The sequence below is a fragment of the Mesorhizobium sp. LCM 4576 genome (genome assembly GCF_001854815.1).
Taxonomy (GTDB): domain Bacteria; phylum Pseudomonadota; class Alphaproteobacteria; order Rhizobiales; family Rhizobiaceae; genus Mesorhizobium; species Mesorhizobium plurifarium.
Map to the genome: position 1 here is coordinate 86,010 of NZ_MDDT01000009.1, position 13,542 is coordinate 99,551.

General features: G+C 63.6%; 13 protein-coding genes. 2 read left to right on the top strand and 11 right to left on the bottom strand.

Annotated elements, in window-relative coordinates:
• Positions 1-190: 190 nt before the first annotated feature.
• The 11 genes from LCM4576_RS04265 to LCM4576_RS04315 all read right to left on the bottom strand — a co-directional run bounded on the left by LCM4576_RS04265 (position 191) and on the right by LCM4576_RS04315 (position 12,084).
• Complete coding sequence (locus LCM4576_RS04265; protein WP_071030688.1) at positions 191-2,065, bottom strand: alpha/beta fold hydrolase; 1,875 nt, start codon at positions 2,063-2,065, stop codon at positions 191-193.
• Positions 2,065-2,952 (bottom strand): branched-chain amino acid ABC transporter permease, encoded by an 888-nt coding sequence (locus tag LCM4576_RS04270; protein WP_083361301.1) that lies wholly within the window; start codon positions 2,950-2,952, stop codon positions 2,065-2,067. The genes LCM4576_RS04265 and LCM4576_RS04270 overlap by 1 nt, the downstream gene beginning before the upstream one ends.
• Positions 2,949-3,740: an ABC transporter ATP-binding protein gene (locus LCM4576_RS04275; protein WP_071030689.1), complete on the bottom strand. Its 792-nt coding sequence runs from the start codon at positions 3,738-3,740 to the stop codon at positions 2,949-2,951. The genes LCM4576_RS04270 and LCM4576_RS04275 overlap by 4 nt, the downstream gene beginning before the upstream one ends.
• Entirely contained in the window at positions 3,737-4,462 is a 726-nt protein-coding gene (locus tag LCM4576_RS04280) for an ABC transporter ATP-binding protein (RefSeq protein ID WP_041006854.1), read from the bottom strand. The genes LCM4576_RS04275 and LCM4576_RS04280 overlap by 4 nt, the downstream gene beginning before the upstream one ends.
• 117 nt (positions 4,463-4,579) lie before the next feature.
• Positions 4,580-5,827, bottom strand: a complete 1,248-nt coding sequence (locus LCM4576_RS04285) for an ABC transporter substrate-binding protein (RefSeq protein ID WP_071030784.1) — start codon at positions 5,825-5,827, stop codon at positions 4,580-4,582.
• 118 nt (positions 5,828-5,945) lie between these two features.
• Positions 5,946-7,034: an acetylornithine deacetylase gene (argE, locus tag LCM4576_RS04290; protein ID WP_244510628.1), complete on the bottom strand. Its 1,089-nt coding sequence runs from the start codon at positions 7,032-7,034 to the stop codon at positions 5,946-5,948.
• A 41-nt stretch (positions 7,035-7,075) separates the two neighbouring features.
• Positions 7,076-7,972 (bottom strand): amidohydrolase, encoded by an 897-nt coding sequence (locus tag LCM4576_RS04295; RefSeq protein ID WP_071030690.1) that lies wholly within the window; start codon positions 7,970-7,972, stop codon positions 7,076-7,078.
• A 185-nt stretch (positions 7,973-8,157) separates the two neighbouring features.
• Positions 8,158-9,225: a branched-chain amino acid aminotransferase gene (locus LCM4576_RS04300; RefSeq protein ID WP_071030691.1), complete on the bottom strand. Its 1,068-nt coding sequence runs from the start codon at positions 9,223-9,225 to the stop codon at positions 8,158-8,160.
• Between the two features lie 65 nt (positions 9,226-9,290).
• Positions 9,291-10,310: a succinylglutamate desuccinylase/aspartoacylase family protein gene (locus tag LCM4576_RS04305; RefSeq protein WP_071030692.1), complete on the bottom strand. Its 1,020-nt coding sequence runs from the start codon at positions 10,308-10,310 to the stop codon at positions 9,291-9,293.
• Positions 10,311-10,542: 232 nt separating this feature from the next.
• Positions 10,543-11,460: a helix-turn-helix domain-containing protein gene (locus tag LCM4576_RS04310; protein WP_071030693.1), complete on the bottom strand. Its 918-nt coding sequence runs from the start codon at positions 11,458-11,460 to the stop codon at positions 10,543-10,545.
• A gap of 303 nt (positions 11,461-11,763) precedes the next feature.
• Positions 11,764-12,084 (bottom strand): DUF1330 domain-containing protein, encoded by a 321-nt coding sequence (locus LCM4576_RS04315; protein WP_052467793.1) that lies wholly within the window; start codon positions 12,082-12,084, stop codon positions 11,764-11,766.
• A gap of 128 nt (positions 12,085-12,212) precedes the next feature.
• Here LCM4576_RS04315 and LCM4576_RS04320 point away from each other — a divergent pair, with 128 nt between their 5' ends.
• Both LCM4576_RS04320 and LCM4576_RS04325 read left to right on the top strand, forming a co-directional pair.
• A complete protein-coding gene (locus LCM4576_RS04320; RefSeq protein ID WP_071030694.1) occupies positions 12,213-12,662 on the top strand; it encodes an Lrp/AsnC family transcriptional regulator in 450 nt (149 codons plus the stop codon).
• A gap of 107 nt (positions 12,663-12,769) precedes the next feature.
• Positions 12,770-13,540, top strand: a complete 771-nt coding sequence (locus LCM4576_RS04325; RefSeq protein WP_157901198.1) for a 2-keto-4-pentenoate hydratase — start codon at positions 12,770-12,772, stop codon at positions 13,538-13,540.
• The last annotated feature ends 2 nt before the right edge of the window (positions 13,541-13,542 follow it).

A 13,542-nucleotide genomic window follows, 5' to 3' on the forward strand; every position in this document is an offset into this window, starting at 1 on the left:
GCGTATGGCGCGCTTCGGCGTGTTTCACAGATTTCGGGATKTGCGGTCCGACAAGCGCCGGCACGCTCATCGGAGCCACTCCGGCAYGCGCTCGGCGAAGTGAAGCGAATGCGCCCCGCAAGCAGGGTCCCTGGAGGCCGGACCGCTTTGGTTTGCGCCCGGCGCTCTTTGCAAGTTCCGATTCTGGATATCAGGCGACCACGTCGGCGCCATGCCGGCTTGTTGTTTCGGCCGCGCGCAGGAACGCAACGAGCTTTTCGTTGAAGATCGCCGGCTTCAGCAGGAAGGGCGCGTGCTTGCCGTCCTGGATGTCGTCCGGCTCGCCGGTCCATTGATCGAGCTTGAGGTCCCGGAAATATTGATGGTTCAGGAACGGATCGTTCGAGCCGTTCAGGATGGCGAACGGCACGGCGGTCGAGCGCAGGAAGCGCATCTGTCGCGGCCAGTCGACGATCTGGAGCTTGCCCAGCGTATAGGCGCGGGCACGCCCGTCGGTCCTTCGCACGGCCCGGTGAAGGTGGATCGTCTCGGCTGTCTTCGGACCGGTCGTAGACGCAGCGAAGTCACGGCTCTCGGCCGGCGACAGGAAGGTCTTGCTCGCCAGAACGAAATGGCTGGTCGCGTCATAGGCGCGGCCGACATCTTCCGGAACGACCCGGAGCGGCGGCGTGCCAGAAACGGCAAGCGCCCGCACGGGATAGCCCCGGGCCGCAAGCTCGATGGCGATATAGCCGCCCAGCGACCATCCGAACACAAAGGGGGTTGCGGCGCCGAGCGCCTTGAGCACGTCTTCGGCCACGTCGGCGAAGGCCTCGACGCTGTAGTCCTTTTCCGGATCGGCGTTGTCGGAAACGCCATGGCCAGGCAGGTCGAAGGAGATGACGCGATAACGGTCGCGGAGCGCCTTGAATTGATTGGCGAACACCTCCTTGGTGGAGGAGTTGCCGTGGATGAGGAGAAGCGCCGGCTTGTCGCCGCCGGTGTCCGCGACGGCGATCCTGCCATGGCGGGTGGCGACCATCGTCTCATGCGCCCCGGTCATCGCTTCCCGCTGGCCGAGGCCAAAGCGGCGGCGCAATCTGGCCGTCGCCTGCGAACGCACCACGTCGAGCGCTTCACGAAGCGTCTGCAGCAATGCCCACAGCCCGCCCGGATAGAAGATCAGGATGACGATCAGCAACAGCGACATGATGATGTTGCGCCAGGCGCCGTAGGCGGCGAAGACCTCAGACACCATGGTCACGAAGAAGGCTGCAAGGATCGGACCCCAGATCGTTCCGGCGCCGCCAAGCAAGAGCATCGAGAGCAGCAGGCCGAGCAGCCCGAGGCCGAAATTGTCTGGAGAGGCAACGCGCATGTAGGAGCCGTAGAAGCCCCCGGCCACGCCGCTCAGCGCCGCGCTCACCGTCAGCGTGAACAGCCGGGTGCGCGTTTCCGACATGCCGCGCGAGATGGCGTAGTATTTGTGGTCGCGCATGGCCACGATGGCGCGGCCGAAACGCGAGCGAGTGATCTTGTAGAGGATGATGGTGGAGGCCACCAGCATCAGCAAGGCCAGATAATAGTAGCCGACCTTGCCGCCGCGGTTGAAACGGTAGCCGAAGAGCTCGAGCGCCGGCAGGCTCACCATGCCCGACGTGCCGCCGGTGATGTCGGACTGGCTGATGATGATCTGGTAGAGCACCTGCGAGGCCGCGATGGTCACCAGGATGATGTAGATGCCTGAAAGCCTGAGGATGGGCAGCGTTATGAGGGCCGCGACAAGCCCCGCGGCAACACCGGCGAACGCTATGCCCAGCCATGGCGACAGGCCGAGGGTCTGGCCGACCAGTCCGAACGCGTAGGTGCCGATGGTGAAGAGCGCGACATGGGCGAAATTGAAGAGGCCGCCATAGCCGAGGCYGAGGTCCCAGCTCGAGGCCACGATGCCGAACACGAAGGCCAGAACCAGGAGATGCCGCAGATACATGCTTGACGACAGCAGCGGCACAAGCGCCAGCACGGCCAGGACGACCAGAACCGGGATCAGCCCGGAGCTGCGGGCGAAGGACGGGCTGTACCRCATCAGACGGATTTCCTGTATCGGCCGAACAGGCCTTCTGGCTTGGCGACGAGCACGACGATCATGATGGCGAAGAGCACCGTCGGGCTCCAATAGAGGCCGACGAGATAGGTCATGACAGCCTCGAGCAAGCCGACGATGAAGGCCGCGTAGATCGGGCCGGTGAAGCGCGCGATGCCGCCGAAGATCACCACGATCAGCGCTTTCATCAGCGGGTCGGAGCCCATCGAAGGGTTCATGAAGCGGATGGAGCCGATCAGGATGCCGGCCAACGCCGCCAGCGCAGCCGACAGGCCGAAGGCAATCGCATAGAGCCGCTCGACGTCGATGCCCATGAGCTGCGCCGCCTCGCGGTTCTGCGCCACGGCGCGCATGGCGCGACCAAGCGGCGYGCGCTGCAGGAACACGCCGAGCGCCGCCAGGATGACGAGCGCCAGCGCCACCACCGCCATCTCGTTGCGGGATATGGTGATGCCGAGGAGCGACATGTCGCCGCCGAGCAGCGGAGAGAGCTGCTTGTTGCGCGGTCCCCAGACGAGGTTGATGACGTTTTCCAGGATGGTCGCGCCGGCAAGCGTGGTGATGACGGATTTCACCACGATGTCCGGGTTTCGTTCGAAAGGCTTGATGAGGAGATAGTAGACGAACATGCCGATGACGAACATGCCGATGATGGAGACCCCTGCCCCGGCCAGAAGGCCGGCGCCCGAGGCCTCGGTGCTGGCGATCTGCCAGGCGATATAGGCGCCGAGCGCGATGAAGGTGCCATGGGCGAAATTGAAGATGCCGAGCGTCGTCCACACGAGCGCCAGCCCGGTCGCCATCAGCGCGTAGAGCGCGCCCAGCACGATGCCRCCAAGCAGGATCAGGTTAAGCGTCTCAAGGGTCAATGGTGATCCTCGCCGAACATCAGTTTCATGATCTCTTCATGCGTGGGCATGTCCGCCTTCTCGATACGGCGCGAGATGCGGCCGTGGTCGAACAGGTAGAGCGTATCGATCAGTTCCTCGAGGAAGGYGATGTCCTGATCGACCACGATCAGCGGCACGCCGGATCCGCGGATGGTCTGGATCGCCGAAGCGAGTTYCCCGCGCAGCTTGGGCGACAGTCCCAGCGTCGGCTCGYCGAGAATGAGAAGCTTCGGCGCGGCCATCAGCCCGACGCCTATGGCCACCATCTGGCGCTCGCCGCCCGAAAGGAAGCGTATCTTGTGGTCGAGACGCTCGTGCACCCGGGGAAAGAGYCGGAAGACCGTGTCCAGTGTCTCAGCCGCATTGGCGCGCCCGCGGGAAGCATAGGGCGCGATCGACAGCGTTTCCGCGACAGTCATGTCCGGAAACAGCAGGTTCCCCTGCGGGACATGGATCAGCCCTGCACGCGCCACCGCTTTCGGATCCATCCGGCGCCGGGTAATGGCGTCGTAGTTGAAATTGCGCCAGYGCCGGCTGCCGCGCGCGCCGGGCCGGTTGAGTTGGACACCGTCGAAGAAAATGTCTCCATCCCACGGGTCAATGATGCCGGACAGAGTTCTCAGGAAGGTCGTCTTGCCGTGACCGTTCGGGCCGAACAGCCCCACVCTCGCGCCCTGCACCAGCGAAAGGTCAATCTTGCGGAAGATCTGCAGCGGCTCGTAGCCGCCATCGAGACCCCTGACATCGAGAAGAAGTGTGTCCGTCATCGCGCCTGCCCCAGATAGGCTTCGATCACTTTCGGATCGGCAACAACTTCGGAGGGAAGCCCCTGGGCGATCACCCGGCCCTGGTCGAGGACGATAAGCCGGTCGCAAACCGACATCAGCAGCGGCAGGACATGCTCTATGAGCAGTATGGCGATACCGCGCTGGCGCAGCCCGAGAATAAGCGCCTTCATGTGCTCGATCTCGCCGGGCGTCAGGCTCGACGCCGGCTCGTCGAGCAAAAGCACGCGTGGCGACATGGCCAAGGCGCTGGCGATCATCAGTATCTTGCGGAAGAAGATGGGAAGCGTCGCGGTCGGCGCGTTGTGCAGCGTCTGGGGAAAGCCCACCATGTCGAGCACCGCGACCGCGGCGATCTCATTCTCTCTCTGCCCCTGCCGCTTGCCGCTGTGCTCGATGGCCACCAGCACATTGTCGATAGCGCTCAGCGACGTGAAGATGCTTTCGCGCTGGAAGGTGCGGGCGATACCGGAACGGCTCACCTCCTCCGGCGCCACGTTCTGGATCTCCCTGCCGTCGAAGACGACGCGGCCGCTGTCGGCCGGAAAGGGGATGTTGGTCAGGATGTTGAACAGGGTGCTCTTGCCGCTGCCGTTCGGCCCGGCGACGCCGAGTATTTCGTTCTCGGCCAGCGCAAAGCTGACGCCGCCCACGGCGCGCAAGCCGCCGAAGGACTTGGTGAGATTTTCAGCCGTAAGGATCATGCAAGACTGCTTTGACGAAAGCGAAACGCTGTTGGGCTTCGGCGCCGGGAAGAAGCGCCGGCGCGATAGGTCGCGCCAGCACATCGGACATTTCGGGTGCCGACCGGAAGACTTCGGCTATTGCTTGATCCAAGGCGGAAGCTTGAAATCGCCCGTGGCGTATTTCTTCGGCCCGATCAGGAAGCGCTTGCCGTCCCAGATCTGGTAGAAGGTCACCGGAATATGGTTCTCGTCCTGCACGGCGAGATGCGTCGCCTGGTCGAATTCCACCGGCCCCGGCGCGGCGTCGACCTTGGTTTCGCCGAGCGCCTTGCCGATTGCGTCATGATCCTTGGGATCGCCGACCTTCTCCAGCGCGGCGAAATACATCTGGGCCTCTTCGTAGAGAGCCGAGCCGTAGACGCCCGAAGCGACCTTGAACTTGTCCTGGTACTTCTTCAGCACCTCCTGCCMGCGCGGCCAGCCGGGCGAGTCGATGGCGCCGCCGATCAGGTTATAGAGGACGCCGTTCGACTGCTCCTTGGTCAGGTCGACGAATTCGGGCACCGACGGCGCATATTGCAGGAACACCAGGCTCTGGGTCGGCTGTTCCAGGAACTGTTTCAGGAACAAAGCGGAGTTCGAGGGCTGATAGTCGGTGTTGACCACGAGGTCGGGCGGGTCCTGCCGCACCTTGGCAAGGATGGCGCGCCAGTCGTTGACGGGGCCGAACGGCACCATCTCGTCCACGGTCACGGTCCAACCGGCGGCGGAGAAGGATTTCTTCATGCCTTCCGAGATGACCTTGGAATAAGGGTTGTCGGACGAGATCATCGCCAGCTTCTTGGCCGCCGGCTTGAACTTGCCGTCGGCGATCAGTCCTTCCACCAGGGGAAGCACGTCGGTCTCGTAGCCCTTGTAGGACGGCGACAGCGACCAGCAGCAATTGTAGTTGCCTGGGTCCTTGCTCACGATGCCGGCGAACGAACCGGACGGGCCGGACGAGATGTAAGGCATGTTGGCGTCGGYGAAGAGATCGACCTCGAACAGCGACAGGCTGGCATAGCCGGTCAGCACGACCTGGACGCCTTCGGTGTTGATGAGGCGCTGCGCCGCGCTGCTGACATTGTCGGGCGACCCGTCCTTGACGTCCGCCGAGATGATCTCGAACGTGTGGCCGGCCACGCCGCCGCTGGCGTTCTTTTCGTCGACGGCGAGCTCCACGCCCTTGATGAAGTCCRCACCGTCGGAGGCCGAAGGTCCCGAAAGCGGCGCGAGCACGCCGATCTTGATGACGTCGGCAGCCGCCACGCCCATTGCCGTGCCCAGGGCCGACGCGCTTAGCGCGCCGACGAGAAGCAATTGTCTCAGTAGTCCCCTCTGCATGAGATCATTCCCCATTTTTGCGATGTTCAGTCTCCACGGCATGCCTCTCAGGCATGACGCGCATGGTCAATCAGCCGGTCGATGAAGCCGACACAACGTTCGAGCTGCTCGACGGCGATCATTCGTCGGTTATGTGCGCCTCACTGTCGCGCCCCGGACCGCAGATGATGGTCGACATGCCGGCGGACTGGAAGATGCCGGCCTCGGATCCATAGTTCACGGCCGTCACCTCGTTACGGCCGGCAAAACGCTTGGCAAGCGTTTCGGCGTGCGAGCCCGCATCGGGAATGAAGGGCGGAACGTCATAGGCGATATTGGTCACCACGCCGGAGCCTGCGAAGCCTTCCTTCATGGCTGGAACGACCTTGCCGTCGCTGAACGCCCGGAACCTTTCCACCAGCGTCTCCAGCACGCCGCCGCGTGTGGCGCGGATATCCCATTGGAAGGCGCAATCGCCGGGGATCGCGTTGCGCGCCGTGCCTCCCTGGACGACGCCGACGCTCACCGTCGTGTAGGGCACCTCGAACGGCGAGTCCGCCTCCGGCGCCGAACGGAGTTCGTTCGCGTAGGAGCGCAATTCTCCCATCAGGTCCATGGCGTGGAAGATGGCGTTCACGCCGAGGTCGGGGCGCGAGGAGTGACAGGCCTTGCCGGTCACGGTGGTGAGCAGGCCCGCGCTTCCCTTGTGGCCGCCGACGACGCCCATGCCGGTCGGCTCGCCGACGAAGACGGCAAGTTGCGGCGGCAAGGTCTTCGCCATGTGCTCGATGATGCCGTGCACGCCCAGGCATCCGACCTCTTCGTCATAGGACCATGCGAGATGGATGGGCGCTGCAAGCGGCTTCTCCAGCATGGCGGGTACGCCGGCCAGCGCGCAGGCGATGAAACCCTTCATGTCCGAGGTGCCGCGGCCATGGAGCCTGTCGCCGTCACGCCACATATTGAACGGATCGCGCGACCACTCCTGTCCCTCGACCGGGACGACATCGGTATGGCCGCTCAGCACATAGCCTGGACGGTCGGCCGGCCCGATCGTCGCGAACAGGTTGGCCTTGGTGCCGGTCGCGTCGGGGATGATGACGCTCTCCACCCCGAAACCGGCGAGATAGGCCTTGATGAAGTCGATCGCCTCYAGATTCGACCGGCTGCTGACGGTGTTGAACCCGACCAACCGGCTCAGGAGTTCGATCGCGGAAGAATGTGTCATTGTCTTTCCTGGTTCGCCCGGTTCGGCGCAGTGATTGCCGATCAAAGCCGGTAGAAGCGCTTGGCGTTGTCGTGGAACAATCGCGATTGCTCCTGTGGCGACAGGACGGCAGCGATCTTCTTGAAGGTGTCGTAGATCTGGTCGAAGCTCATCTGGATCTTCGAGACCGGATAATCCGWGYCGAACATGCTGCGCTCGGTGCCGAAACAGTCGATGCAATGCATGGCGACGTCGCGCAYGCTTTCCAGCGTCCAGTTGTGGTCATAGGCGCCCGGGTTCGAGATCTTGATGGCAATGTTGGGACAGGCGGAGATGTGCTTCAGGCCGTCGCGCCAGCGCTGCATGCCTTCCGGATCGCGGTCGATCGGGCTGCCGCAATGATTGATGATGATCTGCAGGCCGGGAAGCGCCTCGGCGATCTCCCGCACGACGCCGGCCTGGTAGGGATACATCATCAGCTCGAGATTGAGCCCATGCTCCTGCAGCCGGGCGATATCGCGGCGCCACTGCGGGTTACGCCCAAGCTCGGGGTCGGTCACGAAGCATTTCTTCGGGTCCGGGTGCCAGCTCAAAATGCCGCGGATGCCGGTCATCCGGTCGAACGCCGCCTGTCTCGCGATGGCGTCTGCCGCTTCCGGCTTGCCCAGCGAAGCGCCACCGACGTAGCGAGATGCGACGCCCTTCGACTTGTCCAGGGTTTCCAGCCAGCGGGTCTCCCCCACCGGATCGCCGGCCCACAACGCCTCGATATGGACCGTGGCGACAATATTATGTCCGCTGGAATCGCGCACATAATTGTCCACCAGATAGTCCGTGGCGATCTCGGAAAGACCGGCTACCGCCTGCACGGAAGGATCCGTGGGCAGCAGCCATGGATGCTTGCCCATGGAGAGATCCCACAGGTGATGGTGCGGATCGATGATCGGTCCCGAATACATGAACACTCCCGGTGTGGAGACGCGGCCAAACCGGGAGTGTCAGCGTTCACGACTCCTACCGGAACCCGCATGCTAACCGTCCCTGCCCGGTCCGCAACCCAAGCAGTCATAGTGATTGCAACAAAAATGCCGGTATTGTCTTTCCGGGACACGATTTCACGGAAAGGACTCCACCGGCATCCATCTCAGTCGACAGCGACGGACCAGCCATGCCTGTCGGGCACGGCGCCGGCGTGAAGTCCCGTCAGCTGTTCGAACAACTTCGCCGCCACCGGCCCTGTCTGGCTGCCGTTGACGACGATCTTTTCGCCGCGCCAGGCGAGCTCGCCCACGGGAGAGATCACGGCAGYCGTGCCGACGCCCCACATCTCCTCCAGCCTGCCCGTCCTCGACGCCGCCACCACGTCCTCGATGTCGATGGGCGCCTCGGCCACCTCCATGCCCCAGTCACGCAGGAGCGTGAGCACGCTGTCGCGCGTGATGCCCGGCAGGATCGAATCGCTCAACGGCGGCGTGAGGATGCGGCCGCCGATCTTGACCATGATGTTCATGGTGCCGACCTCCTCGAGGTAGCGGCGCTGGACGCTGTCCAGCCACAGAACCTGGCTGAAGCCGGCGGCGGCGGCCTCGCGGCCCACCTTGAGGCTGGCGGCATAGTTGGCGCCGGCCTTGGCCGAGCCAATCGCGCCCTTGGCCGCGCGCACACGCGTCTCCGAGACGAGGATGCGTACCGGGCCGGCGCCTTCCGAATAATAGGAGCCGACGGGGCAGAGGAAGATGAGATAGGTGTAGGTCTTGGAAGGCCGCACCACCATGTAGCCTTCGGTTCCCACCATGGTCTGGCGCACATAGATGGCGTTGCCGCGCTTGGCCGGCACCCAGTCACGGTCGAGACCGATCAGCTTGCGCATCGCCGCAAGCACGAGGTCGGGATCGACCGCCGGCATGCACAGTTCGCCCGCACTGCGGTTGAGACGCGCGATATGGGCCTGCGGCCGGAAGAGATGGATCGAGCCGTCTTCGCGGCGATAGCCCTTGGACCCATCGAAGATCGACTGGGCATATTGGATGGCGGAGGACGAGGGGTGGAGCTGCAGCGGGCCGAACGGCACGATGCGTGGGTCGTGCCAGCCGCGTCCTTCCGTGTACTCCATCTGGAACATGTGGTCGGAGAAGTAGTCGCCGAAGCTCGCCTTGAGGTCTTGCGGGATGGACTTGCGCGCCGCGGCGCGCGTGACGGGAATGTCATGCATGATGCTATGGATATCCTGATTGTCGATGAGGGTGGCGGGCGGTGCCCGCGCAACCGAGGTGCCGCTCAGGCCGGGGACGCCAGATGCCMCAGGCAGTCGCCGGCTTCCACCAGCGAGAAGGTGCGAATGCAGACGGCGAAACCGCCATGCCTGAAATGGACGGACACCGGTTCGGCCCAGGGATTGTCCAGATCGTAGATCAGACCGGCAAGCGCGCCGGCCGGGACCTCGTCGCCGAGCGCGAAGCGCGGCTCGAAGAAGCCTCGGCGCGGAGCGAAGGCATAGAGGCCTGGATCGTCCATCACCAGCCGGCGCACCTTTCCACGGCGCTTCGGCAAAGGGGCCGCGGGCGCCAGCACCTTCAGATGCGACAGCACCGCGCGCAGGCCGTTCTCCACGACAGCCAGCCCTTCGATATTGACAGTCGAGCCGCCGCCGAACTCCCCGGTGACGAAGAAGACGTTGTTCTGGTGCGCATAGTTGCCGATGACGCGGTCTTCGCCGCTCAGCGCCCGGATGCTGTCGAAATACACCACGTTCGGCGGGTCGAAGGCGTCGATGAACTCTTCGAGGTGCTCTTTCTGAGCGGGATCGGACCAGCGCGGCGCGAGCAGCGTCGGCAGATATTGCAGCGAACTTCCGCCGGCGTGGAAATCGACCAGGTAGTCCGAACGCGGCAACAGCTCGGTGGTGACATAATGCGCAATCATCTCCGTCGCCGTGCCGTTGCGCTTGCCGGGAAAGGTGCGATTGAGGTTGATGTCGTCGATGGGCGAGGTGCGGGTGCCGGCGACAAAGGCGGGGTAGTTGACCGCCGGGACGACGATCAATCGTCCCGAAAGCCGGGAAAGGTCGAGCTCACGGACAAGCCGCGCCAGCGCGATCGGTCCCTCATATTCGTCGCCATGGACGCCGCCGGTCAAAAGGACCGTCGGRCCTTCACCGTTCTTCGCCACCGCGATGGGGATGGCGATGTGGCCATAGGCGGAGCGATGCACGGAATGCGGCAGCCTGAGCGTGCCCGTCTGCAGGCCGTCGCGATCGAAGTCGATATTCGTTCCGATCATGGACTTGTCGTCGCTCATCGCATCCCTCCGTGCTTCAGCCGCATCGACTGGCAAGCGTAGGGCGAGCGAGAAAGGCAAGTCTTGCGCGATAGGGCCTAAAGCGCGTCGCGATCCTCCAGATTCGCTCCATGCGCTTAGTTCTTGATTCTATGCATGTCTTTGTCCCGAGACCGGTTCCACTTTCGGGAGACATGCATCGATCTTTCGCAGATCGGCCATAGYCGGCGCCCGTGCGGGCCAGCCCATCCGTTCAGACGAGCTCACGCCGCCAGCGCATCGGCGTCAGGCCGGTAGCCTTGCGGAAACAGGTGGTAAAATGGCTCTGATCGGCGAACCCGCAGGTGAGCGCGACGTCGGCCAGTTGCAGCTTCTGCTTCCTCAGCAAGTCCTTGGCGCGGTCGACGCGCCTGTGCACGATGAAATTGTGGGGCGTCTGGCCTGTGGACTGGCGGAACATGCGCGTGAAATGCCGCACGCTCCATCCGGCCAAACGGGYGAGATCGGCGAGCGCGATTTCTTCCTGCAGATGGGCGTCGATGTAATCGCAGACACGCCGCCAATCACGCGAGGAGAAGGCGCCGGTCGCCGGATGCGGGGTCCCGGCTTTCGCAAGGATGAGAACCTGGCAGATCAGCGCAAGCACCATGCTGTCCACCAGCATGCGGCCCATCGGACCTTCTGGATCGCCAAGCGTCCAAAGCTGCTGGAGAAGCGTGCTCACCACGGTGTTGGGCGCCGTGGAGCCGGACAGCGGCTCGAGCGCCGATGACAGGTCGTCGGGACATTCCGGGCCGAGCAGGCTTCTGACATGGTCGACCGGCACCGCCAGGATGACCAGCTTGCGGGGACCGCCGACGCGCCAGCGGCTCTCGACATTGGGCGGCACCACGATGAGATCGCCGGTGCGGGATTTTCCCCCTGCCCACCCGGCCCCCATGTTCCAGTCGTAGGAACAGGCTGGCGCCGACAGCGGCGTGGATATGACGACTTCCTCGACGGCCGGGTCGGCAAGCTCGTGCCGCCCCTGCTCGACCAGTATCATGCTGTAGCGCCCGGTGCCCTCGATRGTGCGATGCTGCTGGGGAAAGGCGGAATAGGAAGACCTGCGGTAGAACTCCGCATAATTCTCATACGCTTCCCGCCCGACCTGCACATTCTCGGTCCTCATGACCGGCCTCCAAGGAGCCAAACTTCGCTTCGCAAATTCGACCTGAAGYGGGTCGGCGTTTCAAGGAAAACTCGCACTGCCCCGCTCGCGTTTGTAGCATGAACTTTTCCGGGGACCGCAAGATGCGTTCCCCGGATCGTGCTCCAAGTTTTTGTTTTCATGCATGTGGTTGTCCCAGAACCGCTGCACACTTCTGGGCGACATGCATTTTTGCTCTTCTGCATGTCGTTGTCCCAGAACCGCTGCGCACTTCTGGGCGACAAGCATGAAGGACGCACTTTGCCGGCTCAACAGCCTGGCCGCTCAGACGAGCGGGTCGGGAGCCGCGCTTTCGCCGCGACCCTGCTGCAGGATCATCCGTCCGCGGTCGGAGGAGGCGCGGCGGTACTTCGACGCCGCCTGATAATCGGTATCGTTGTACCAGGCCTGGGCCGTGGCCTCATCCGGAAATTCGAGGATGACCATGCGGTCGGTGAAGGTCTCACCCTCGCAAGTGGTCACCGGATCGCCCCGCGTCAGGAACTTCCCGCCATATTTCTTCAACGTGGCRGGGGTGAGCGCGGTGTACTTCTTGTATGTCTCGGGATCGTGGACCCGCATCGTGCAGATCATATAAGCGGCCATGGCCTCCTCCTTGATTTTCGATCGAGCTTATAGCTTTGTCGAAGCGCATTCACGATAAATTTCGGTTGTTATCGCCAGCCTTTCGCGCATAATCACCAAGGTATCGAGAAATTGTAGCTGAAAGCGCCATGGTCCCACTGGACGCCATCGACCATCGCATCCTGCGCGAGCTGCGGCAGGACGGCCGTGTCTCGACGGTGGATCTGGCCGAGCGCGTCGGCCTTTCGCCCACGCCCTGCGCGCGCCGGCTGAAGCGGCTCGAGGAAACCGGCGTGATCCAGGGCTATGCGGCCCGCATCGATCCGGCGGCGCTGGGCCTCGGCGTCTGCGTGATGGTTTCCGTGCGCCTGGGACAGCAAGGCCCCGAAGGTGCCGGCCTGTTTCTGGACGAAGTGGCGAAACACCCGGAGATCACCGAATGCCTGCTGGTGACGGGAAACATCGACTACCTGCTGCGGGTATGGGTGAAGGACATCGCGGCGCTTCGCGAATTCATCAGCAACGTGCTGCAGTCGATCCCGTCGGTGGCCGAGACGTCGACGATGGTGGTGCTCAATCCCGACGAGACCAATCTCTAGGGACATGCTGATGCAGAAAACATCGTCCTTTGGTGGTCTACAGCTTACGACAAAATTGGTCCGGCAATCGGCGAGCGAATTGTCGAACGGAAATGGAGGGATCTGACATGGCATTCGATATCGTTGGTGCGGCTCAAGCGCTGGTGCGCGGCCATCGAGACAACACGCAGTTCGTGACGATCGAGGGATTGTCGGACCTTCCCTCCGCCTACAAAGTACAGGACGCCTATGTCGGATCGATCATCGGCGACGACCGCATAGCCGGTTACAAGATCGGCCTGACCTCGCTCAGCATGCAGAGCATGTGCGGGATCGATCACCCCGTCGCCGGCGCCGTTTTCGGGCGGCGGGTCATGCACAGCGGAGCCAAGCTCTCGCTGACAGGCTACGGCCATCTCGGCGTGGAATTCGAGATCTGCGCCCGGCTCGGCCGCGATCTCGCGCCGCGCGCCGCGCCCTATACGCGCGACGAGGTCGCCGCGGCGGTCGACGGCGTCTGCGCGGCGGTCGAGGTCGTGGACGACCGCCACGCAGATTATTCGGTCCTGGATGTCGGCTCGCTGGTGGCCGACAATTCGTGGAATGCCGGCGTAGTGCTGGGCGATTTCGTCGCCCCGCCGGCAGCGCTGGAGAAAGTCGAGGCGGTCGTCTACCAGGACGGTGTCGAGATCGGCAGAGGGGTGGGCGCCGATGCGCTCGGTCACCCCTATGAGCCGCTGGCCTGGCTGGCCGACCATCTCGGCGCTTCCGGCAGGGGCATGAAGGCGGGCGACATCGTCATGACGGGCAGCATCGTGCGCACGCGCTTCCCCGACAAGGCTTTTTCCTATCGGTTCGACATTGCCGGTCTTGGCAGCGTCGAGGTCAGCGGCGCCTGAGC

What these genes read in the sequence shown, in the direction of transcription:
- LCM4576_RS04320 (WP_071030694.1), top strand. Translation starts at nt 12,213, where the DNA reads ATGGTCCCACTGGACGCCATCGACCATCGCATCCTGCGCGAGCTGCGG.
- LCM4576_RS04325 (WP_157901198.1), top strand. Translation starts at nt 12,770, where the DNA reads ATGGCATTCGATATCGTTGGTGCGGCTCAAGCGCTGGTGCGCGGCCAT.
- LCM4576_RS04280 (WP_041006854.1), bottom strand. Translation starts at nt 4,462, where the DNA reads ATGATCCTTACGGCTGAAAATCTCACCAAGTCCTTCGGCGGCTTGCGC.